This is a genomic window from uncultured Sulfitobacter sp. (assembly GCF_964021855.1).
Lineage (GTDB): Bacteria > Pseudomonadota > Alphaproteobacteria > Rhodobacterales > Rhodobacteraceae > Sulfitobacter.
In genome coordinates, this window is record NZ_CAXHZD010000001.1 from 770,186 (window position 1) to 792,186 (window position 22,001).

The following is a 22,001-nucleotide window of genomic DNA, read 5'->3' on the forward strand; positions in this document are numbered from 1 at the left end:
GTTGGCTTCACTCTGACAATCAGACCTGCTAGCCACCGACGGGCCGCAATCTTCGCGGGCCTGAAACGTTGGTGCTGAATACGATGTCCGATCCTTTAATTGACCTAAATGCCGTCTCTTTTACCCCCAATGGTGCGGCGGTTTTGGATAATGTGTACTTGCAGGCAAACGAGCGGCGGATCGGTGTCGTGGGGCGCAACGGGTCCGGTAAAACATCGCTGGCCCGTATCTTGGCCGGGTTGGTGGCCCCAACATCGGGGCAGGCGCGCATCGCGGGTATTGATGTCGCAAAAGACCGTAAGGCTGCCCTGCGCAATGTGGGCATCCTGTTTCAAAACCCGGATCACCAGATTATCTTTCCCACAGTGGAGGAGGAAATCAGCTTTGGCTTGACCCAGCTTGGCCAATCCAAGGTCGAGGCCGCGCATAACACCGAAGCGATGCTGGCGCAGTTTAACCGCGCCCATTGGGCAAAAGCGGCAATTCATCAGTTGTCGCAGGGACAACGCCAACTGGTTTGCCTGATGTCGATCCTTGCGATGCAGCCCCGGCTGATCATTCTGGATGAACCCTTTGCCGGCCTCGATATCCTGACGACGCTGCACCTAGGCCGCGTGTTGTCGCAACTGGATGCACATTTGGTGCATATCACCCACGACCCGCAATATCTGTCGGATTACGACCGCGTGATCTGGATCGACGAAGGGCGGATCGCCCAGGATGGCCCGGCCGCAACGGTCACCAAAGCCTTCGTAACCCGCATGCAGCAACTGGGAGAGCAAGATGATTTCACTCACCTCTCCGGTTAAAACGCGCGCACATGGATGGCCCGCTGGGGCCAAGCTAGCCGCGCTATGTGCGGCCACGCTGATCCTGTTCAGTTTCACAGCGCTTTGGTTTCAGCTGTCGATGCTGACGGCGACGCTGATCCTATATGCGCTTCCCAGATGGCAGTTTTTCAAGACGGGGATGGCCCGGCTGCGGATTTTGTGGCCCTTTATGGCGCTGATCCTGATCTGGCATGTCGCCACGAATGACTTGGAAAACGGTGCAGTGATTGCATTGCGCATGGTTTGCGCCGTGGCCATCGCCAACCTGGTCACGATGACCACCAAGCTGTCGCAGATGGTGGATGTGGTGACATGGTTGACGACCCCCCTGCGCAAACTCGGGCTTCAGACCCGCAGCCTTGAATTGGGCATCGCATTGGTGATCCGCTTTATCCCAGTTCTGGTGGAGAAAGGTCAGATGCTGGCACAGTCTTGGCGGGCACGGTCCGCCAAGCGGTTGGGGTGGCGGACGATCATCCCTTTTGCGGTGCTTGCGCTGGATGATGCCGAACATGTGGCCGAGGCTCTGCGCGCCCGTGGGGGCCTATAACTAGTTTCCTGACAAACATCAGTTCGCGCTGTACGTCCTCACCTGTTGGCTTATGTTATGCGCAACACAGACCCCAGAGGAGGCCCAACATCATGTCAGACACCATGCGCGCAATTGAAATCACCAAACCCGGCGGACCCGAAGTTCTGCAACCGGTCGAGCGCCCAATTCCAGAACCCGCCCATGGGCAGGTGGTGATCAAGGTCGCCTATGCTGGTGTGAACCGCCCCGACGCGCTGCAACGTGCAGGCATGTACGCCCCACCGCCAACAGCCAGCGACCTGCCGGGGCTTGAAGCCTCGGGCGAGATTTCCGCGATCGGAGAAGGTGTGACGGGCCTGTCTATCGGCGACAAGGTCTGCGCATTGCTGCCCGGCGGCGGGTATGCTGAATATGTGGCCACGCCAGCGGCGCATTGCCTGCCGGTGCCCAAAGGTATGGGAATGAAGGAAGCCGCCTGCCTGCCCGAGACATTCTTTACCGTGTGGTCCAACGTCTTCATGCGCGGTGGCCTCAAGGCGGGCGAACGTTTCTTGGTGCACGGCGGATCGTCCGGTATCGGCACGACAGCGATCCAGTTGGCCCGTGAATTTGGCGCGCGTGTGTTTGCAACAGCCGGAACCGACAGTAAATGCGACGCCTGTGCAAAACTGGGGGCCGAGGCTGCGATTAACTATCGTGACACAGATTTCGTGGATGTGCTGAAAGCCGAAGGCGGGGCCGACCTGATCCTTGATATGGTGGGCGGCGATTACATCCCGCGCAATTTGCAGGCTTTGGCGGAAGATGGCCGTTTGGTTCAGATTGCATTTCTAAGCGGGCCTAAGGTCGAGGTGAATTTTGCGACCTTGATGACCCGCCGTCTGACCATGACAGGCAGCACCCTGCGCCCGCAAAGTGACCTTGCCAAAGCTCGCATCGCAGAGCAACTGCGCGAACAAGTCTGGCCGCTGCTCGATGCCGGAAAAATCTCGCCCGTGATGGACAGCGAGTATGCGTTTGAACAGGCCAGTGACGCCCATGCGCGGATGGAAACCAGCGGTCACATCGGCAAAATTGTTCTGAAGGTGAACGGCTGAACAAGCGCCGCTTATGCGTCGCTGCCTCCGGCGGGGATATTGAAAAAGCCAGAGAAGAGTAGGACCGCTTGTCTTCTCTGGCTCTTAAATATCCCCGCCGGAGGCAATCGCTCAAAGAGCGATATTTTTATCTGATTGGCGTGAAGAGCGCGTCATCTAGCGTGCAATCTTTGATCACGTCACGTCCGCAGGGGACCGGGTCAAGTGTTTTGGACAGACATATCCGGACTTCTTGGATGTAGCGGCTTTTGCAGGTCACCGTAACGCCGTTCGCCGACAGTGCTGGATTAGCTTTTAGAAACGCGGCCTCAACCACCGACGCTGGCAGGGTGATATCCTTGGTCAGTTTTCTAAAGACGGCGGGACGTTCGATAACTTCATACGCTGCGCGCGACGTCGCGTAGTAGTCGGTCGCCGACAGTCCCGTACAGCTACCGTGTTTTTTCCACTGATGCCATGCAAGGCCGGGGGTGCCCATAACATCGGCCATTTCGGCGGTCATGCTGCGCGACGGGGGGCGCTGTACTGTGTGGCAATATGACGGGTAACCGCGATGAAATTGCGGCCACAGCCCGTGCATGATCCATCCATGGTCTTCGCGGCTATCGCATTGGGGCGATCTGCGTGCATCGCCTTCGAGCGCACACCAGTTAGGCGACCAGCTGAGCGCCAGCACATAATAGTCGAACCGCCCTGCTATTTCCCCTTTTGCCGCGGCATCGCGTGGGGCAAGCGTAAGAAGTGTTATAAGGCACAGGATCAGCAAACGCATTGGGGTCTTTCCTTATTCAGTGCGGATCATTATATAGGCTGCAAGTTCCCCCACAATGGAAACCGTTCTGCCCCGGTAGGACAGCCAGTTTCAGGCGACGGGGAAGGTGTGTTTTAAGGAGAGACCGACATGGCAAAACCAATTATGGCCCGCGCGACTGCCGTTTGGCTGGTGGATAACACGACCCTTAGCTTTAAGCAGATCGCGGATTTCGTTGAGATGCACGAGCTGGAAGTTCAAGGCATTGCAGATGGCGATGTGGCCCAAGGGGTTAAGGGGTTTGACCCGGTTGCCAACAACCAGCTGACCGAAGAAGAAATCGAGAAAGCCCAAGCTAACCCGCTGCACAAGCTGGCGCTGAAGTTTAATGCCGCAGCCCAAGGCGAAGAGAAGCGCCGCGGCCCGCGTTATACGCCCTTGTCCAAGCGTCAGGATCGGCCTGCGTCGATCTATTGGCTGGTCAAATTTCACCCGGAATTGTCTGACGGTCAGATCAGCAAGCTGGTGGGTACAACCAAGCCGACAATCCAGGCGATCCGCGAGCGGACGCATTGGAACATCGCAAACATCCAGCCCATCGACCCTGTCGCACTTGGCCTGTGTAAGCAGTCCGAGCTAGACGCAGCCGTTCAGAAAGCCGCAGCCAAGAAGGCAGCCGAAGGCGGATTGATGAGCGACGACGAGCGCCGCCGTCTGGTGAGCACAGAACAATCGCTGGGCATGGATCCAGAATCCAAAATTCCGTCGGCCATCGAGGGTCTTGAGACATTTACCCTGTCTGGCAATCCGGCCGAGGATGATGATCGTGATCGCGGTGATTATTCCGACGCCGACAGCTTCTTTAAGTTGCCCGAGGGCGACGCCGAAGACAGCAGCGACGACGACAGCAAGTAAGTCGGTAGACACAACCCGCTTTGTCGCAATCGGGGCAAAGTGGAACAAAACGACCAACGAGAGGTTGGGTATTGGGCGGTTGGGTTATCCCTTCCGCCCAATGATGTTCTAATAGGTCAGAAAAGGTCCAAGTCAGATGCTCTTGTTAATAACGCTGTTCTGGTTTGGTGTCGCCTTCTTGGTTCTGTCGAGCATTCTGCCCTTTAGCAAAATTGCCCATGGGGCCGTACGCGGTATCGCCTTCCCCCGGGAGCAGTTTTTCGTTCTGAGCTTGGTGATGATCCTGTTGTCGTTTTTTGTGCTGGAACCGCAGCCTAGGTTGTGGGCGATTTGCGCGTTGGGTGTCGTCGCCGCGATCCACGTCGGGTATATCGTGAAATTCACGCCGATCTGGACCAAACAATCGGTCGGTGCGAGCGAAGCTGAGCAGGCGGACACAAACACGCATGTCACGCTGATTGCCGCAAATGTGAAGCAATCAAACCGTGACTATCACCAGCTTGTCGATCTGATCAAAGAAGAACAGCCGGATATTGCCACCGCTCTTGAGGTGGATCAGGACTGGGTGGAGGCGCTGTATGATGGGCTGAAAGACGACTACGAGCATTGGGTCAAAGTCCCCAAAAGCAACTCATACGGCATGGTTTTGATGTCCAGATTGCCGCTGTCCCAGACGCAGGTACGTGAACTGCTGGTGGACGAGGTGCCGTCGATCCGCACGCGGGTGCAGACCAGATCGGGTCAGAGCTGGCGCTTGTATATCATTCATCCCGAACCGCCTGTGCCCAACCACGATACCAAAGGCCGCGATGGCGAGATCGCGATGACGGGGATCGAGGCGGGCAAAGATGATTTGCCTGTTGTCGTTACGGGCGACCTGAACGACGTTGCATGGTCCGCCCCGACGCGCCGGTTTCAAAGGTTGTCAGGCCTGCTGGACCCGCGTGTGGGCCGAGGGTTTTACAACACGTTTCATGCAGGTATTCCGCTGTTGCGTTGGCCGCTTGATCACCTGTTCCACAGTTCCGAATTTCGCCTGATCCGCATGGATCGGTTGCGTCACATCGGGTCTGATCACTTTCCGATCTTGTTTTCGCTCGCTTTGACCGGCACCAAAAAGGCGAATTCGACACCCGAACCAAGCGACGCCGAAGAACGGGATGAAGTCAAAGAGATCGTAGAAGAAGAACGTCAAAAGGACAGAGAGGCGATCGGCACGGATTGGGAAAACGATTAGCCGAAAACCAAGAGAATGTGACCGCGCGACCCTGTGAGGTGACTAATATTCACTGGCGATAATTTGGTTCTTGCACGAATCTTAAAACACGCTAGATGCGCGTTCACAGACGCCAACGCACGCGCAGCTGGCTCATCAGGTTTTCTGATTGTCCCGCGTTTATGCAGCGACGGTAACGTCTCTTAAAACGACAGTTTGGGGTGCTCCCGCCCCGCCTTGCTCTTTGGAGATGACCATGACCGCTTCCACCACTGCCGCCCTATCTATGCCCGTAACGTCCAATTTTGACGAAGCTGCGGACTATATCTGGAACAACAGCTTTGACAGGCCGACCCTTGTGGTCAGCCTTGCGCGCGTTGGCGAACAATATGACGCGTTGAACGCCGGCCTTGGCACTGCAAACATCCACTATGCCGTCAAAGCGAACCCGGCACCGGAAATCATCCGCCTGTTGGTTGAACGGGGATCCGGCTTTGACGCCGCATCGCGTCAGGAAATCGAACTCTGCCTGTCCCAAGGGGCGGACCCCGCCAAAATTTCGTTCGGGAATACCATCAAACGCGGCGTTGATATCGCTTTTGCCCATTCCATCGGCGTGACGCTTTTCGCCGCCGATTGCGAGGCCGAGCTGGACAAAATCGCAACCCATGCCCCCGGCGCACGGGTTTACATCCGCTTGATCGTTGAAAATTCACTGGCTGACTGGCCGTTAACCCGCAAGTTTGGCTGTGCTGACACCTTGCTGCCATCCCTGCTGGATTATGCTAAATCCCTAGGCTTGGTGCCATATGGCCTGTCGTTCCACGTTGGGTCGCAAACCCGCAAAGCCGAATACTGGAACCCGGTTCTGGATCAGGTTGCGCCGCTATGGCACGCAGCCAAGGCCGCCGGTCACGATCTGCAATTGCTGAACATCGGCGGTGGTTTCCCCGCCTATCATGGCGATCCGGTTGACGCGCCACGGGGGTATGCCGCCGCCGTTATGACGGCTGTCAAAGAACGCTTTGGCGACGTCCCATATGTGATGGCTGAACCGGGGCGCGGTATGGTTGCCGAGGCGGGTCATATCGCCGCCGAAGTCATGCTGGTATCGCGCAAATCGACCGAGGCATTGCGCCGTTGGGTGTATCTGGACATCGGCCGTTTTTCCGGTCTGGCCGAAACCGAAGGCGAGGCTATCCGCTATGAATTTGTCACAGCGCATGATGGCGGCGCTGTGGGTCCTTGCGTGCTGGCGGGGCCGTCTTGCGATTCTGCGGATATTCTTTATGAAAAGAACCCTGTTGATTTGCCGCTTGAACTTCGCGATGGTGACAAAATCATGATCAAGAATTGTGGCGCCTATACCAGCTCCTACAGCTCGGTTGGCTTTAATGGATTTCCGCCGCTTGATGTGTTGGTTCTGTAAAGAACGCAAAACGTCGCGCGGGAAGGACCGCCTGCTTTGGGAGGAGCAGGCGGTCTCATTGTTTTTAGGCGGGCGATAGCCGCAAGAATGGCGCTATTTTACTGGAAAGTCTTGACTTCCCCGGCCCCAAACGGTGTACCTGCCACGAACAATTTCAGCCCTAGGAAGGGACCCGTCATGCACGCATATCGCAGCCATACATGCGCCGATCTGGACAAATCAAACGTGGGCGACAAGGTGCGCCTGTCAGGTTGGGTACACCGCGTGCGCGATCACGGCGGCATCCTGTTTATCGACCTGCGCGACCATTACGGCATGACCCAAGTGTTGTGTGACCCTGATTCCGCGGCCTTTGCTGACGTGGAAAAAGTACGCTCAGAATGGTGCATTCGCATTGATGGCGAAGTGAAAGCGCGTGCAGATGATCTGGTGAACTCCAAAATCCCGACGGGCGAGATCGAAGTTTTCGTGCGTGAGATCGAAGTGTTGGGCGCGTCGAAAGAACTGCCTTTGCAGGTATTTGGCGATCAGGAATACCCCGAAGAAACACGTCTGCGCTATCGCTACCTCGATCTGCGCCGTGAAAAGATGCAGAATAATATGATCCTGCGTTCTGACGTGGTTTCCTCGATCCGCAAGCGGATGTGGGATCAGAACTTTAAGGAATTCCAAACGCCGATCATCACCGCGTCATCCCCTGAAGGCGCGCGCGATTTCCTTGTGCCGTCGCGTTTGCACCCCGGCAAATTTTACGCGCTGCCCCAAGCGCCGCAGCAGTTTAAACAGCTGTTGATGGTGTCCGGCTTTGACAAGTATTTCCAGATCGCGCCGTGTTTCCGTGACGAAGACCCGCGCGCCGACCGGTCGCCCACAGATTTCTATCAACTCGACCTCGAGATGTCGTTTGTCGAACAGCAAGACGTGTTTGACACCATCCAGCCCGTGCTGACCGGCATTTTTGAGGAATTCGGCGGTGGCAAGGCTGTCGATCAGGAATGGCCGCAGATTTCCTACAAGGACGCGGCGCTGTGGTATGGCTCGGACAAGCCCGACCTGCGCAACCCGATCAAGATGCAAGTGGTATCCGAACACTTCGCCGGATCAGGCTTCGCCATCTTTGCAAAACTGCTTGAGCAGGAAGGCACGCAGATCCGTGCAATTCCGGCCCCGACCGGTGGCTCGCGCAAATTCTGCGACCGCATGAACGCCTTTGCGCAAAAAGAAGGGCTGCCCGGAATGGGCTATATCTTCTGGCGCGAGAAAACCGCCGACAGCGTCGCGCAAGAGCTGGGTATTCCAGTGAAGGAAGCCCAAGCCAAGCTGAAATCCGGCGAAGTTGAAGGCGGCATGGAAGCGGCAGGCCCACTGGCCAAGAACATCGGACCAGAGCGTACCGAAGCGATCCGCCAGCAGCTGGGCCTGACGGTCGGCGATGCGGCGTTCTTCCTTGGTGGCAAGCCCAAAGCATTCGAAGGCGTCGCAGGGCGTGCGCGCAATGTGATCGGTTCCGAACTGGGTCTGACAGATGAAAACCGCTTTGCCTTTGCATGGATCGTCGATTTCCCGATCTACGAAAAAGACGAAGAATCCGGCAAAATCGACTTTGAACACAACCCGTTCTCAATGCCTCAAGGCGGCATGGACGCGTTGATGGGCGACCCGCTCGAAGTGCTTGGCTATCAATATGACTTGGCCTGTAACGGCTATGAGCTGGTGTCGGGCGCGATCCGGAACCACAAGCCAGAGATCATGTTCAAGGCGTTTGAAATCGCAGGCTACGGCAAGGACGAAGTCGAAAAGCGTTTCGGCGGTATGGTTAACGCGTTCCAATACGGTGCCCCGCCCCACGGTGGCTGTGCCGCTGGTATCGATCGCATCGTGATGCTGCTGGCGGAAGAGGCGAACATTCGCGAAGTCATCCTGTTCCCGATGAACCAACGCGCCGAAGACCTGATGATGAACGCGCCAAACGACCCGATGCCCGATCAATTGATGGAACTTGGCCTGCGGGTGATCCCGCAAGACTAAACAAGCAATATAGACCTGCAAAAGCCCGCCACCGGAATGCCGATGGCGGGCTTTTTTGTGCATTCCGAGGCTGAAAATACGAGGGGCATTTAGAATAGCGCCGTGGCGATCTGGAGCGTCTCAGTAGTCGCATGGTCTGTGATGCGGGCGTGGATAAATGCCAGCGCAACAAGGGCCATCCCCACCAGATCGGCCGCCAAAACCACCCAGTCCATGCGCGTTTCTTCGCGGTACACCCGGCACGCCGCTTTGACATTGACCAGCATATGTCGGGCTCCTTTAACGCCAAGCGGGTTCAGTGACGCCAATGGTGCTGGGGCTTTGTGTCCAAACTTTGGTGAGACTAAGGGCTGCGCCTGACAAGATGCGCGAATTTTACAGGCTTGGCCTTCGTATCGCTTGGCCCTAACGTGATGCTTATGAATGATAATGCTTCCAACTCTACGCCGCTCGGATTTCCTGTGCCGGGTTTTGTCGCGCCCCCTTTGCCACCGCGCGAAGGGATGTTGGGGAAGTACGTAAAACTCGAACCACTTACCGCCCGTGATCATGCGGCGGTTCTGTTCAACGCGTTCGAAGGGCAGGATCATTTGTGGCATTATATGTATGATGGCCCGTTTTCATCCTCGTCGCAGTTTCACCGCTGGGTGCGCGACACTGAAACACGCGATGACCCGTTCTTTTACGCGATCAAAAACCTTGAGACTGGACGCTGGGAAGGCGTTGCAAGTTATCTGCGCATCGCCCCCGCTGCCGGCTCGATCGAGGTCGGATCGATCACCTTTAGCCCCGCGTTGCAACGCACGCGCGCCGCGACCGAGGCGATGTATCTGATGATGGAATGGGCGTTCAACGCGGGATATCGGCGCTATGAATGGAAGTGCAATGCGCTGAACATGCCATCGCGCCGGGCCGCGCAACGGTTGGGCTTTAGCTACGAGGGTATCTTTCGCCAAGCGGCTGTCGTGAAAGGGCGCAACCGGGACACGGCATGGTTTGCGGCAATTGATACGGAATGGCCCGGCCTGAAAGAGGCTTTTGGCACATGGCTTGCGCCCAGCAATTTTGACGCAGATGGCCAACAACGCGAAAGCCTGTCAGACCTGACCCGATTGGTGCGCGTGGCCAGCGACCCGGCCATCTAAGACTGTCCGATTTAGATGGCGATGCGCTGCGACAGGCGGTTCTGGACCAGCCCCGCAATGGTGGCCCGTTCGGTTTCCGCCGGTTGCCCCAATGCACGTTTTTCGGCCAAGGCAAGGGCGGCCTGTTCCAGCGCTGTGTCAGATGCGCTGCGCGCCACGCCGCCCAGAAACTGCGCGACATAATCCAACGTCACTGAATCACCGCTGTCATCCAGCACGTCTGCAATATGGGCCATGTCATCCTGATAGGCGATTTCGTCCGGTTCGACGGTTTCATCGACCACGGCCCGCACGCCCTTGGGCTGCCGGTCAGGGGGCAGGACCGATAGAACACTTTGCTGGAACTGCGCCAATGACGTCAGCGGCTTTTCAATAAACCCGTCGGCCCCTGCTGCAATCGCATCTGGGGCCAGATGCGTATCGCCGGAAATGGCAAGGATTGCATCGACCCGGTTTTGGGCGCGCGAAAGCTCGTGAATCAGGTCAATGCCGTTGCCGTCGGGCAGGCCCAGATCGGCAATCACCACGGACGGGCGATAGACCTGTAGATGGCGGCGCGCGGCGCGCATGCAATCGGCCCGCCTGATCCGTGCGCCGGAACGCAAACACAACAGGCGCATCGCCTCGCACGCATAACGGCTGTCTTCGATCACCAGAACCGTTAGACCCAACAAGGGCCGTTCTGCCGTGGGGGTGGGAAGGGTGTCTGTTTGAAGGCCCAATTTGTCCATTTCATCATTCTCCTAACTGTCCCACGACCCTGATGGCACTATGGTTAGGCTTGCTTGGCTAATAGGGCGTTAACGTGACGCATTGCTCTTGGCCCCAACCCAGCCCATAAACTGTCAACCTTTAAGAAAGCAGGAGAAGTAAGATGATCGGCCGTCTCAACCACGTAGCAATTGCCGTGCCAGATTTGGAAGCCGCTGCAGACCAGTACCGCAATGCGCTTGGTGCCAATGTGGGCCCCGCCCAAGATGAACCCGACCATGGCGTGACCGTCATCTTTATCGAGCTGCCAAACACCAAGATCGAGCTGCTATATCCCTTGGGCGACGACAGCCCGATCAACGGCTTTCTGGAAAAGAACCCGGCGGGCGGCATTCATCACATCTGCTACGAGGTCGATGATATCATCGCGGCGCGTGACCATCTGAAAGCAACCGGCGCACGCGTTCTGGGGAACGGAGAGCCCAAGATCGGCGCCCACGGAAAACCCGTTATCTTCCTGCACCCCAAAGACTTTAACGGCGCGCTGGTCGAGCTGGAGCAGGTGTAAACATGGGTGTTACATCAGCCCTCGTTCTGTTTGCCGTTATCTGGTCCATGATCTTTATGATTGCGCTGCCGATCCGCGTGAAAACCCAAGGCGATCTGGGCGAGATCGTAGAAGGCACGCATGCAGGCGCGCCTGAACATCACCACCTCAAGAAAAAGGCATGGTGGACGACAGGGATCACGCTGGCGCTTTGGACATTCACTGTCTGGTTCATCCTGTCCGGCATCGTCACCGTGGCGGATATTGAATATTGGCTGCATGGGGATCTGACACCAATTGGTGGAACAGATGGGTAAAGGTCGCCGCGCCTAAGACCGGGATCACAAGGTTCAGCAGGGGCACAGACAGCGGCATCGCCATCAACACCCCTGCGGCCCAGATTGTTGCCATATGTTTGCGTCTGAGCAGTTTTGCCTGGGCACGGCCCACACGGCGGATCGCGGCCAGCGTGAAATATTCACGCCCCAGCAAAAATCCGTTCACCGCCCAAAAGATCAGCGGCGCAAGCGGGGCGAAAAGGATGTAAAAGATCAGCGCGATGATGTTCACGCCAATCAACACCCCCATGAAATTCACCGTGTCCCGCAGCGCATCGCCAAGGGACACCTGGTTTGCGGGGGGCAGATGCGGATAATGTTCGGCCTCTACGGCATCGGCCACGTCATCCAGAAACAGTGACGTAATCGCCGATGCGACGGGGATCATCAAAAAGACCGACAGCCCCATCAGCAGCAAGCCGGCACCCCAGCTGAATAGATCATCCAGCCATGTAACCTCGCCCAGCAATGGGATCGACGTCATGTCACCGGTCAGCCATCCGACAAACCAGACAAAGGCTGCGGCGATACCGATCAGCAAAAGCAGTGCCAGCCCGATACCTTTGACGAATACCTTGCGAAACCGCGGGTCGGTCAGTTGGCCAAGGGCAAGGCCAACCGCCTGAAATATCTGCGCTATAGCCATGTGGTTATTGCGGAAACGTCGGGGCGTGGACGCTCTGGCGGGGCAGCTGTTTCGGTGCCGATATGGATGATCCCGGCGATGCGTTCGTTTTCAGCCAAGCCAAAGCCTTGTTCCATAAAGACGCGATCGTGGCTGATCCAGCCGCTGAGCCAGTTCGCCCCCCAACCCGCAGCAAGTGCGGCGTTTGTCAGGGCAAGGCATACGGCACCGGCGGAATAGGTTTGTTCAAGCGGGGGCACCTTTGGCGATGGTTTTTGCACCTCGACCACGACAACGGCCAGGTGGCCCTGATCGAACTGGCCGCGCCCTTTCATGACTTGCATCGGGTCAAGGTTCAGGGCCTCACCACGGGCTTGCGCGATATCTGCCAGACGGCCCATCGCAGGCTTGTCGATCACGATAAAGCGCCACGGTTCAAGCTTGCCATGATCAGGGGTGCGCGCGGCGGCTGTCAGCAGGGGCAGCAACGTGTCCCGGTCTGGTACAGGGGTGGTCAGCGTCTTGGCCGGGCGGGACCGGCGGGTTTGCAGGAAATGCAGCGCGTCTGGGTTAGGTGTTGGCATGGAAGTCTCTCTTATCAGTTCAGATCTTGCGCCATTGCATTAATGGCATCGCGCAGGACGGCGTCAAATTTTGGGGCTGGGCTGGCGGTTTTGAATATTCTCCGCATGCGGATCTGGCACGATGGTATCACGGTCTGCATAGGCTGCAATGGTGGCGTGGCCACAGAACGGGACATGGGTCACTAGATAGGTAGCTTCGGCAGCCAGTACCAGCGTGCCGCTCAAAGTTTTCGCGAGTTTATGACTGGTCGTGAGCGCCTGATCGGGATGCCAAGCCAGCAGATGACCCGCGTGCCCCTATCAGGACACGCGTAAATCCGTGCTTCCCGAGGCTAAGACGTTTAGCCGACCATCCCGACGATCTCGTAGGTTTTCTTGAGGATCGGCGCGGTGATTTCCCGCGCTTGTGTCGCGCCATGGGCAAGGATGCGGTCAATCTCGGCGGTGTCGGCCATCAGTTCGGCCATACGTGTGCTGATCGGTGACATCTTGGCCACGGCAAGCTCGGCCAACAGCGGTTTGAAGCTGCCGAACTGCTGCCCGCCCACGTCGGCAAGCACCTGTTCAACCGTTTGATCGTTCAACGCGGCATAGATGTTCACAAGGTTCCGCGCCTCTGGCCGGTCCTTGAGGCCCTCGACCTCGGAGGGCAGTGCATCGGGGTCCGTTTTGGCCTTGCGGATTTTCTTGGCAATCGCATCGGCATCGTCGGTCAGGTTGATACGGCTGGCGTCGGACGGGTCAGACTTTGACATCTTTTTCGATCCATCGCGCAAGGACATGACGCGGGTCGCGGCCCCTTCGATCACAGGTTCGGTCAGCGGAAAGAAATCAACGCCGTAGTCATGGTTGAACTTGGCCGCGATGTCGCGGGTCAGTTCTAGGTGCTGTTTCTGGTCCTCGCCCACCGGCACATGGGTGGCGTGGTAAATCAGAATATCGGCGGCCATCAACGCAGGATAGGCGAACAGGCCCAGCGATGCGGTTTCGGCGTTTTTGCCGGCCTTGTCTTTCCACTGGGTCATGCGCCCCATCCAGCCCATGCGCGCCACGCAATTAAAGATCCACGCAAGCTGCGCATGTTCGGGCACTTGGGATTGGTTGATCAGAATGGATTTGGCCGGATCGATCCCGGCCGCGATAAAACCAGCCGCCAGTTCACGCGTGTTGTGGCGCAAGGTGGCGGGGTCTTGGAATTTCGCGGTGATCGCGTGCAGGTCCACCATGCAATAGACGGTCTGGTATGATCCTTCGTCTTGCATGTCGACGAAACGCTTCATCGCGCCCAGATAATTGCCTAGCGTCAGACCACCGGACGGTTGAATGCCCGAGAACACGCGCGGGGTAAATTGGGTGTCGGTCATGGCAACGCTCCGATAAGGCTGGAAAAGACGGCACGATGGGCTTACCCATGCGCACCAACCCCGTCAAGGAGGCCCCATGACTGATCCTGATTTTCAACCGCCCGTCAATCCGATGCCCGCTGCTGTGACACTGCTTTTTCTGGCCATCGCCGGGATTGAGGCAGGCCTGTCTTTGGCCGAGGCCGGTATCATCGGTGGCCCCGGCGCCGTCGGCTGGCGCTTGGCGTTGGTGCGCGACTATGGGTTTTCAAACGAGGTGTTTGACTGGATGATCGCGAACTGGCGGTTCCCCGCGTCCGAGGTCTTGCGCGTCGTAAGTTATTCCTTTGTCCATCTGGGCTTCACCCATGCGGTTTTCGCCATGGTTCTTTTACTGGCGCTTGGTAAAATGGTGGCCGAGGCCATGGGTCAAACGGCGGTTGTGCTAATCTTTTTTGCCGCCGGGATCATGGGGGCGATTTTATACGCGCTGGTGCTGGATGATCCGATCTGGCTGGTGGGGGCATACCCTAATGTCTATGGGCTGATCGGTGCCTATTCCTTTGTCATGTGGCGCAAGTTGGCCAACCATGGCGAACCGCAATACCGCGCATTTCTGCTGATCGCGCTTTTGATGGGCATACAGCTGTTGTGGGGCGTGTTTTTTGAGGCGGGAACACAGTGGTTGGCGGACCTGTTTGGGTTCTTTGTTGGCTTTGGACTGTGTTTTGTGTTGGCCCCCGGTGAATGGGCCAAGCTGCGGGCGCGTGTACGGCATCGTTGATTTTTCACGCGAGGCAGGGGGGCCAGCCCCCCTGACCCCCCGGGATTTTAGACCATTTGGAAAACGGGGATTAGCCGCGTTTTAATGCGCTTTTGAATTCACTTAATTTAAAGGCACCGATCAACTGGCCCGTGCCGAAATAGACAACGTTGCCAAGAGCGACCAAAATCACCAGCCCAATGCCGCGCCACCATGGCTGGCCAAGCAATGTTTGTAGCGCGACATTTGCAAACCAGATCGTAACACCCATAACAGCTGACGCGGCCAGAATGCGCCAAATGCGTTTGTGAAAGCGCGCGTCGAATTTCGCCGCGAGGCCAAAACCGCGTGCGCCAAAGGCGAGTAAGCCGAACATGGCCCATCCCGCAAGCGTGGTGGCGATGGCGGGGGCGATCCAGCCGATCACGGGGCTGAGGCCCACGGCCAGCACCACATTCACGACCATCGCCACGACGGCAAAGCAGAACGGGCGTTTGGTGTCTTCGCGGGCGTAATAGAGCGGTTGCAGGATTTTTTGCAGAACGAAAGCGGGCAGGCCAAGACCGTAGATGGCCACCGCCATTGCAATTGCCGCAGCATCGTCAACGGTTGTCGCACCCCGTTGGAAAAGCACAGAGGCCAATGTGAAGGGGATAACCATCAAGGCGACGGCAGACGGGATTGTCAGGGCGAGTGATACTTCGGCAGCGCGGCTGATTTGGGTGTGGGAGCCCTGTTCATCCCCAGCCTTAAGGCGGCGGGACAGGTCAGGCAGCAAGACCACGCCAACGGCAATACCCACCACGCCCAGTGGCAGTTGATACAGGCGATCAGCGTAGTTGAGCCAAGCAACGGCCCCTTCATAAAAGCTGGCCACTTGGCGGCCGACGAGCAGGTTGATCTGCATCACACCACCTGCAAGGGCGGCCGGGGCTGCAATGATGGCCAGACGCTTCAATTCAGGCGTCATGCGCGGCCTGCGGCTGAAGCCGAGGGTGAAGCCCGCGCGTTTGGCTGCCCACCAGACCAACGCCAGTTGCGCGATGCCAGCAAGGGGCACAGACAATGCCAGCGTATCACCGATTTGAATGCCAAGGGCTTTGTCGATGCCAACGCCCAATACGTCGGAGCCTTCACGGCCAAGGGCGGCACCGATTAGGACCGCAATGATGAAAATGATGTTCAACACCACCGGAGCGGCGGCTGCTGCCATAAACCGGCCCGTGGCGTTCAGAACGCCCGACACAAGTGCGGCGAGAGAGATGAAGAGAATATAGGGAAAGGCAAGCCGCCCATATTCAACAGCCAGATCAAACCTGGTGTCGCCCGCAAAACCCGACGCCATCAGCAACACCAAACCGGGCATCGCAACGATGCCAATGACGGTGAATATGGTCAGGATAAACGCCATTCCGACAAAGGCATCTTGGGCGAACTCTTCTGCGCCGTCACCGCTTTCTAGCTTTTTCGCGAACATTGGCACAAAGGCCATGTTGAACGCGCCCTCGGCAAAGAAACGGCGAAACATGTTGGGCAGGGAAAAGGCGACCAAGAACGCTTCGGCGGCGGGGCCCGAGCCAAGGTATGCCGCAACCATCATGTCGCGGATAAAGCCCATAATGCGGCTTAGAAAGGTCCAGATACCGACTGTGAAAAAGCCAGACATCAGTCGGATTGGTTTCATTTGAATGCGTGCCCTGTGACTGCGATGCAAATGGCGTATCGTTTAGCGTCGCATTGCGCAATTGTTGATATGAGGGCGCGCTAGGCGGCAAACGGAAAACCGCCGACCCAGATTGATCCCTCAGGCATGCCGCATATCACTCGTCCTGCGCGCGCTCGATCCCTTCTGCGATGGCGAGGCGCAGGCGTTTCTCAAGACCTTTTTGCTTGCTTTCTGAGTGGTACTTTAGCCCGAACATGTCTTTGACATAGAAGGTATCAACCACCTGTTCGCCGTAGGTCGCGATAACCGCGTTTGCGATATATACGTTCGCCTCGGCCAAGCTGCGCGTCAGATCATAGAGCAGCCCCGGGCGGTCGCGGGTGTCGACCTCGATGATGGTATAGATTTCGGAACCTTCGTTATCAAAGGTGATATGCGTGGGAACCCTGAAGGCGCGCTCGCGTTTCTTGACCTTGTCGCGGGATTTCAATTCCTCGCGGGCAAGGATTTCACCCTTGAGCGTTTTCGAAATCATCTGCCGCAAGCGCGGCAGGCGGGCGGCGTCATAGGGGTTGCCATCAGAATCCTGAATCCAGAATGCATCGGTCACATAGCCGTCTTTGGTCGTGTAACTGCGGGCATCAACCACATTCGCACCAACCAGCGCCAAGGCACCGGCAAGCCGTGCGAATATACCTGGGTGGTCCGCCATCACGAAACACGCGCGCGTGGCATCGCGGTCGTCATCAGGGTGCAGGTCGATCCGAATTTCGCCGTCTTTAATGTCGCGCAGCTGTTGGGCGAACACCACATGGGCCGTGACGTGCAGACCCTGCCAATAGGGCGGATAGTGACGCGCGGTTTCGATCTGCAAATCCTTGCGCGGCCAATCGGCAAGCGCGGCGCGCAGGGTCTTTTTCGCCTCGTTCCCGCGATTTGCGCGGTTTAGATCTTCAAGACCGGTTTCAAGGGCGCGTTTGGTCTGGCGGTATAGGCCGCGGATCAGCACGGCCTTCCAGTTATTCCACGTGTTTGGCCCTACGCCACGAATGTCGCAAACGGTCAGCACACATAACAGATCAAGCCGCTTGACCGTTTGCACGGCCTTGGCGAAATCACGCACGGTACGGGGGTCAGCAATGTCACGTTTCTGGGCCATGTCAGACATCAACAGGTGATAGCGGACCAACCATTCAACCGTGTCGACTTCGGCCTTGTTCAGACCCAGCCGTGGGGCGATCTTGCGGGCCATTTGCGCGCCAAGGATCGAATGGTCTTCGGGGCGGCCTTTTGCGATGTCATGCAGCAGCAGGGCCACATAAATGACTTTGCGGTTCACCCCGCGTTTCAGGATATTCGAGGCAACCGGCAGGTCTTCTTCCAGCTCGCCCTTTTCGATCAGTGCAAGGTTGGTGATGCACTGGATCGTATGCTCGTCCACCGTATAGCTGTGATACATGTTGAACTGCATCATCGCGACGATGTTTTCAAATTCGGGGATAAAGGCGGATAGAACGCCCAATTCGTTCATGCGGCGCAGCCCGCGTTCGGGGTTGCCATGCTTGAGCATCAGATCAAGGAAAATGCGCTGCGCTTCGGCATTGTTGCGCATGTCGTCGTCGATCAAGTTCAGGTTCAGCTTTACCAGACGCATGGCATCAGGATGGATCAGCATCCCGGTCCGCAATGCCTCTTCAAAGATGCGCAACAGGTTTAGTTTGTCGGCGATAAAGGCGGCGTCATCCACAATGGCCAACCGGCCGCCGACGACGTGATAGCCGTTGCGCATTCTGGGACGACGGCGAAAAATCCGCTCCAGCAGGGGTTCAGCCTTGATGTGGATACTTTCCAGCTTGGTCAGAAAGATGCGCGTTAGCTCGCCCACTTGGGTGGCATGGCGGAAATAGTTCTGCATGAACACTTCGACGCCGCGCCTGCCGCCAGTGTCCGCATATCCCATCGCTTCGGCGACGGCGACTTGCATGTCAAAGGTCAACTGCTCTGTCGCGCGCCCTGACAGCAAATGCAGATGGCCGCGCACCGCCCAAAGGAAATTCTCGGCGGCGACAAATGTTTTGAATTCTTCTTCTAGAAAGATGCCGCGATCGACCAGATCAGCGGCTGTTTCGACGCTGTAGATACGTTTGGCGATCCAGAACAACGATTGCAGATCGCGCAGACCGCCCTTGGCTTCCTTAACGTTCGGCTCAACCTGATAGCGGAGGCCTTGCTTGCGATGACGCACCCCGCGCTCTTGCAGCTTGGCCTCGATAAAGCTGCGCCCCGAGCCTGAAAAAAGATCGGTTTTCAGCGCTTCGTCCAGGTCGGCGGTCAGATCAAGGTTTCCGGCGATAAAGCGGTGTTCAAGCAGGGCGGTCTGGATTGTGTAGTCTTCGGTGCCCAGACGGATACAGTCGCGTATGGTGCGCGTGGAATGGCCGACCTTCAGCTTTAGATCCCACAGCATATAAAGCATGGATTCAATAACGCTTTCGGTCCAGGCGGTCGCTTTGTAGGGGATCAAAAACAGCAGATCGACGTCAGAGAACGGGGCCATTTCACCCCGGCCATACCCGCCAACGCCAATCACGGCCAGCCGTTCGCCGGATGTGGGGTTGGGTTTGGGATGCAGGCGTTGAACAGCGATCTGTAACGTGGCGCGCACCAGCTGATCGGTCAGAAAACAATAGGCGGATGTCATTGCGCGGGCATCGAAAGGGGTCGCGGCAAAGGCGCGCGCGATCTCGGCCCGGCCTGCTTTTTGTGCGTCGCCCAGAATACGCACGGCAGCGGCGCGCACCTCGCTGCTGTCTGTGACGCCTTCGAATGCAGCCGTCAGGGCGTCTGAAACCGCATCTTCGTCAAATATCAATTCGGGTGCGCTGATCAGGTGAAGCGCAGTTGCCTCACCTGATTCAGCCTGTGCAACTAATGGTTTTACCACTTAGTGTCCTTTAGAAACCGGCCCCGCCAAAAGCCTTGGGGGCGGGGTCAATGATCACAACGGAATTATTGCGCACCGTTGCGACGGCCAGACCGTGTTCGGTTGTGCCGTCTGCTTTGAAGCGGAACACACCGCTGGCGCCGCGAAAGCCTGCGCCTTGGGTCAGGCGGGCAGCAGACAGCGCATCTGAATGGCCGGATTTGACCAATGCACCGACAGCAGCGATGCCATCAAAGGCGAGACCCGCAATCGGGTTTGGCAACGCGCCATAGGCCTGGGTGTAGCGTTGCGAGAACGCAGTCGATGCCGATGGGTCAGGCAGTGCGAACCAGCCGCCCTGAACGCCGGGCAGGGACAGGGTCTGGGCTGGAATATCCCAACGGGTCAGCCCGATGTATTGGGTTGTCGCAACGGGCAGGCCAGCTTCGGGCAACAGCTGCGTAAACAGCGGCAGCGCGCTGGCCGATGATGTGGTCAGGAAAATCGCGTTGGCACCATTTGCGGTGACCGCTGCCTTGACGCGGGGGACTGCTGCAATAACAGCTTCTTGGCTTAGCGCGTAATCGACAACGCCCGCAGATTTAGCGCCGTTTGCTGCGATGGCTTTCTGGATCGCGTTGCGGCCCAATTGCCCTGCCACGTCATCGCCATGCAGGATCAGGATTTTATCTTTCCCTCTGGCCTTGGCATAGCCCACCAGACGGTCTGCAGTGTCACCGAACCCTTGGCCCATCACAAAGACGTTGCCCCCCGCAATGCTGGGGTTGTTTGAGAAGGCCAGAACATTGACGCCTTTGCCAGAAACGGCCTTGCCCGCCGCATTCGCGGCTTCACCATAAAGTGGTCCTATAATGATTTGCGCCCCTTCGTTGACGGCCTGCGCCGCAACTTGGGCCGCCATGGCAGCGTTGCCGCCGGTGCCATAGACGCGCAGATCAATCTGCACACCCGAAAGATCGCGGATCGCAAGCAGCGCCGCATTTTCAAGATCTTGTGCCAGCAGGTTATCGCTGTCCGAACCGCCGCGTGGAATAAGCAGGGCAACCGGAACGGGCTTGCTTGCATCAATGCGGGGGCCATTGTTTGACCCGATACCGGTCATTCCGCCCGGCTCGCATGCCGCCAGAACAAATGCCACAAGGGGCAGGATCAAAAGCCGCAGTGGCTTGCGAAGGGTGTCGAAAACGGCGAACATAGCGGGGTCACTCCATTGGTGGCATGTCGGCGGCAATAGCCCGTGAACAGATGCTTTAATCATAGTGCGTGCGAAAGGCGGGTCCAGCTTGAATTACCAGAAGGTACCGCTCTCAGCGGGGCTTTACTTTGTCGGCGTGCCAATTGGAACAGCCCGCGACATCACTTTGCGTGCGCTTGATGTATTGGCCTCGGCTGATGTTCTGGCGGCCGAAGACACCCGTAGCATGCGCCGGTTGATGGAAATCCATGGTGTTCCGCTTGACGGGCGCAAGGTGCTGGCATTGCATGACCATTCGGGCGCAGGTGTCCAAGACAAGCTATTAGCTGCTATTCGGGATGGAAAATCCGTCGCTTACGCGTCCGAGGCGGGTATGCCGCTTATTGCCGATCCGGGGTTTGAGCTGTCCCGCGCGGTGTCGCAAGCCGGGCTAATGGTGACCTGTGCGCCGGGGCCGTCTGCGGTGTTGACCGCGCTGGCTTTGGCTGGGTTGCCGACGGACGCATTTTTCTTTGCCGGATTTATGCCAAATGCGAAATCGGCCCGCCTGACCGCAATTCAAAAGCTGAAAGACGTCCAAGGGACGTTGGTATTCTACGAATCGCCCAAACGCGTGGGGGCCATGTTGCGGGATGCCGCACAGGCGTTGGGCGAAGACCGTCCCGCCGCCGTTTGCCGCGAATTGACGAAAAAATTCGAGGAAGTCCGCCGGGGCACCTTGGCAGAACTGCAAGAGCATTACGCCGACAAAACCCCCAAGGGCGAGATTGTGGTTCTTATCGACCGGGGGCGTTCACAATCTGTTAGCCAGAGTGACCTAACCTCTGATCTGGCTTCGGCGTTAGAGAATATGTCGATGCGCGATGCGGTCGATATGGTGGCACAGGCGCATAATCTGCCGCGCCGGCAGGTGTATCAGGCCGCGTTGGAGCAGGGCAAAGGGAACGGTTAATCATGTCAGCGGCAAAGCAAATTCAGGGGTCGGTCAGCTATTACGCAGGTCAGGCCGCTGAAAATGCCGTCGCGCAGGATTACGTTTCGCGCGGATATACCCTTGCCCGTGAAAGATGGCGGGGCAAGCGCGGTGAAATTGACCTGATCATGCGCAGCGATGCCGATTTGATTTTCGTTGAGGTCAAGAAAAGCCAAAGCTTTGAGCGCGCCGCCTTGCGGGTGTCCCGCCGCCAGATCGACAGGATTATGGGGTCAGCCGAAGAATTCCTTGCTGGGGAGCCAAACGGCGCGCTGACGAATGTGCGATTTGACGTCGCCTTGGTCGACCAAACCGGGCAGTTGCGCATCGTCGAAAACGCGTTTGGCCACGACTGACCCATTGCACCCC

At 57.6% G+C, this 22,001-nt stretch carries 23 protein-coding genes; 13 read left to right on the plus strand and 10 right to left on the minus strand.

The window, feature by feature from the left end:
- Positions 1–83 precede the first annotated feature (83 nt).
- The 3 genes from AADJ11_RS03790 to AADJ11_RS03800 all read left to right on the plus strand — a co-directional run bounded on the left by AADJ11_RS03790 (position 84) and on the right by AADJ11_RS03800 (position 2,459).
- Complete coding sequence (locus AADJ11_RS03790) at positions 84–809, plus strand: ABC transporter ATP-binding protein (protein WP_341233215.1); 726 nt, start codon at positions 84–86, stop codon at positions 807–809.
- Positions 784–1,380, plus strand: a complete 597-nt coding sequence (locus AADJ11_RS03795; RefSeq protein ID WP_341233216.1) for an energy-coupling factor transporter transmembrane component T — start codon at positions 784–786, stop codon at positions 1,378–1,380. Before AADJ11_RS03790 ends, AADJ11_RS03795 begins: the two co-directional genes overlap by 26 nt.
- Before the next feature lie 92 nt (positions 1,381–1,472).
- Positions 1,473–2,459, plus strand: coding sequence for an NAD(P)H-quinone oxidoreductase (locus AADJ11_RS03800; protein ID WP_341233217.1), 987 nt, complete (start codon positions 1,473–1,475; stop codon positions 2,457–2,459).
- Positions 2,460–2,586: 127 nt separating this feature from the next.
- On the opposite strand, the gene AADJ11_RS03805 is transcribed toward AADJ11_RS03800, so the two are convergent.
- On the minus strand, positions 2,587–3,231 hold the full coding sequence (locus AADJ11_RS03805) for a ribonuclease T2 (RefSeq protein WP_341233218.1): 645 nt from the start codon (positions 3,229–3,231) through the stop codon (positions 2,587–2,589).
- A gap of 129 nt (positions 3,232–3,360) precedes the next feature.
- Here AADJ11_RS03805 and AADJ11_RS03810 point away from each other — a divergent pair, with 129 nt between their 5' ends.
- The 4 genes from AADJ11_RS03810 to aspS all read left to right on the plus strand — a co-directional run bounded on the left by AADJ11_RS03810 (position 3,361) and on the right by aspS (position 8,798).
- Complete coding sequence (locus AADJ11_RS03810) at positions 3,361–4,125, plus strand: DUF1013 domain-containing protein (RefSeq protein WP_341233219.1); 765 nt, start codon at positions 3,361–3,363, stop codon at positions 4,123–4,125.
- A 136-nt stretch (positions 4,126–4,261) separates the two neighbouring features.
- Positions 4,262–5,362, plus strand: a complete 1,101-nt coding sequence (locus AADJ11_RS03815) for an endonuclease/exonuclease/phosphatase family protein (protein ID WP_341233220.1) — start codon at positions 4,262–4,264, stop codon at positions 5,360–5,362.
- 229 nt (positions 5,363–5,591) lie between these two features.
- Positions 5,592–6,770, plus strand: coding sequence for a type III PLP-dependent enzyme (locus AADJ11_RS03820; protein ID WP_341233221.1), 1,179 nt, complete (start codon positions 5,592–5,594; stop codon positions 6,768–6,770).
- A 177-nt stretch (positions 6,771–6,947) separates the two neighbouring features.
- On the plus strand, positions 6,948–8,798 hold the full coding sequence (gene aspS / locus AADJ11_RS03825) for an aspartate--tRNA ligase (RefSeq protein WP_341233222.1): 1,851 nt from the start codon (positions 6,948–6,950) through the stop codon (positions 8,796–8,798).
- An 89-nt stretch (positions 8,799–8,887) separates the two neighbouring features.
- Here aspS and AADJ11_RS03830 read toward each other — a convergent pair whose 3' ends face one another.
- The gene (locus AADJ11_RS03830) at positions 8,888–9,064 is read right to left on the minus strand and encodes a hypothetical protein (protein WP_341233223.1); all 177 of its coding nucleotides are present in this window, start codon (positions 9,062–9,064) and stop codon (positions 8,888–8,890) included.
- A 153-nt stretch (positions 9,065–9,217) separates the two neighbouring features.
- Between AADJ11_RS03830 and AADJ11_RS03835 the strand changes: the two genes are divergently transcribed.
- The gene (locus AADJ11_RS03835; protein WP_341233224.1) at positions 9,218–9,943 is read left to right on the plus strand and encodes a GNAT family protein; all 726 of its coding nucleotides are present in this window, start codon (positions 9,218–9,220) and stop codon (positions 9,941–9,943) included.
- 11 nt (positions 9,944–9,954) lie between these two features.
- Here the strand turns inward: AADJ11_RS03835 and AADJ11_RS03840 are convergent, their stop codons facing one another.
- Positions 9,955–10,674, minus strand: coding sequence for a response regulator (locus tag AADJ11_RS03840; RefSeq protein WP_341233225.1), 720 nt, complete (start codon positions 10,672–10,674; stop codon positions 9,955–9,957).
- A gap of 143 nt (positions 10,675–10,817) precedes the next feature.
- On the opposite strand from AADJ11_RS03840, the gene mce reads away from it, so the two are divergent.
- Together mce and AADJ11_RS03850 are read left to right on the plus strand one after the other, a co-directional pair.
- Entirely contained in the window at positions 10,818–11,222 is a 405-nt protein-coding gene (mce, locus tag AADJ11_RS03845; RefSeq protein ID WP_093916674.1) for a methylmalonyl-CoA epimerase, read from the plus strand.
- Between the two features lie 2 nt (positions 11,223–11,224).
- Entirely contained in the window at positions 11,225–11,518 is a 294-nt protein-coding gene (locus AADJ11_RS03850; protein WP_341233226.1) for a DUF1467 family protein, read from the plus strand.
- Here AADJ11_RS03850 and AADJ11_RS03855 read toward each other — a convergent pair.
- From AADJ11_RS03855 to trpS, 4 genes are all read right to left on the minus strand, one after another.
- A complete protein-coding gene (locus tag AADJ11_RS03855) occupies positions 11,451–12,185 on the minus strand; it encodes an EI24 domain-containing protein (RefSeq protein ID WP_341233227.1) in 735 nt (244 codons plus the stop codon). The two genes, AADJ11_RS03850 and AADJ11_RS03855, sit on opposite strands and share 68 nt — an antisense overlap.
- A complete protein-coding gene (locus tag AADJ11_RS03860) occupies positions 12,176–12,748 on the minus strand; it encodes a nitroreductase (RefSeq protein ID WP_341233228.1) in 573 nt (190 codons plus the stop codon). Before AADJ11_RS03860 ends, AADJ11_RS03855 begins: the two co-directional genes overlap by 10 nt.
- Before the next feature lie 63 nt (positions 12,749–12,811).
- Positions 12,812–12,973, minus strand: coding sequence for a hypothetical protein (locus AADJ11_RS03865; RefSeq protein WP_341233229.1), 162 nt, complete (start codon positions 12,971–12,973; stop codon positions 12,812–12,814).
- Between the two features lie 116 nt (positions 12,974–13,089).
- Positions 13,090–14,112, minus strand: a complete 1,023-nt coding sequence (gene trpS / locus AADJ11_RS03870) for a tryptophan--tRNA ligase (protein WP_341233230.1) — start codon at positions 14,110–14,112, stop codon at positions 13,090–13,092.
- Between the two features lie 76 nt (positions 14,113–14,188).
- On the opposite strand from trpS, the gene AADJ11_RS03875 reads away from it, so the two are divergent.
- Entirely contained in the window at positions 14,189–14,875 is a 687-nt protein-coding gene (locus tag AADJ11_RS03875; protein ID WP_341233231.1) for a rhomboid family intramembrane serine protease, read from the plus strand.
- Positions 14,876–14,945: 70 nt separating this feature from the next.
- Here AADJ11_RS03875 and murJ read toward each other — a convergent pair whose 3' ends face one another.
- From murJ to AADJ11_RS03890, 3 genes are all read right to left on the minus strand, one after another.
- The gene (gene murJ / locus AADJ11_RS03880) at positions 14,946–16,538 is read right to left on the minus strand and encodes a murein biosynthesis integral membrane protein MurJ (protein WP_341233232.1); all 1,593 of its coding nucleotides are present in this window, start codon (positions 16,536–16,538) and stop codon (positions 14,946–14,948) included.
- Positions 16,539–16,674: 136 nt separating this feature from the next.
- Positions 16,675–19,464 carry a [protein-PII] uridylyltransferase gene (locus tag AADJ11_RS03885; protein ID WP_341233233.1) on the minus strand — a complete coding sequence of 930 codons (2,790 nt, stop codon included), beginning with the start codon at positions 19,462–19,464 and terminating at the stop codon, positions 16,675–16,677.
- A gap of 10 nt (positions 19,465–19,474) precedes the next feature.
- Positions 19,475–20,659, minus strand: a complete 1,185-nt coding sequence (locus AADJ11_RS03890) for a penicillin-binding protein activator (RefSeq protein WP_341233234.1) — start codon at positions 20,657–20,659, stop codon at positions 19,475–19,477.
- A gap of 88 nt (positions 20,660–20,747) precedes the next feature.
- On the opposite strand from AADJ11_RS03890, the gene rsmI reads away from it, so the two are divergent.
- Together rsmI and AADJ11_RS03900 are read left to right on the plus strand one after the other, a co-directional pair.
- The gene (gene rsmI, locus AADJ11_RS03895; protein WP_341233235.1) at positions 20,748–21,611 is read left to right on the plus strand and encodes a 16S rRNA (cytidine(1402)-2'-O)-methyltransferase; all 864 of its coding nucleotides are present in this window, start codon (positions 20,748–20,750) and stop codon (positions 21,609–21,611) included.
- Positions 21,612–21,631: 20 nt separating this feature from the next.
- Positions 21,632–21,988, plus strand: coding sequence for a YraN family protein (locus AADJ11_RS03900; RefSeq protein ID WP_341233660.1), 357 nt, complete (start codon positions 21,632–21,634; stop codon positions 21,986–21,988).
- The last annotated feature ends 13 nt before the right edge of the window (positions 21,989–22,001 follow it).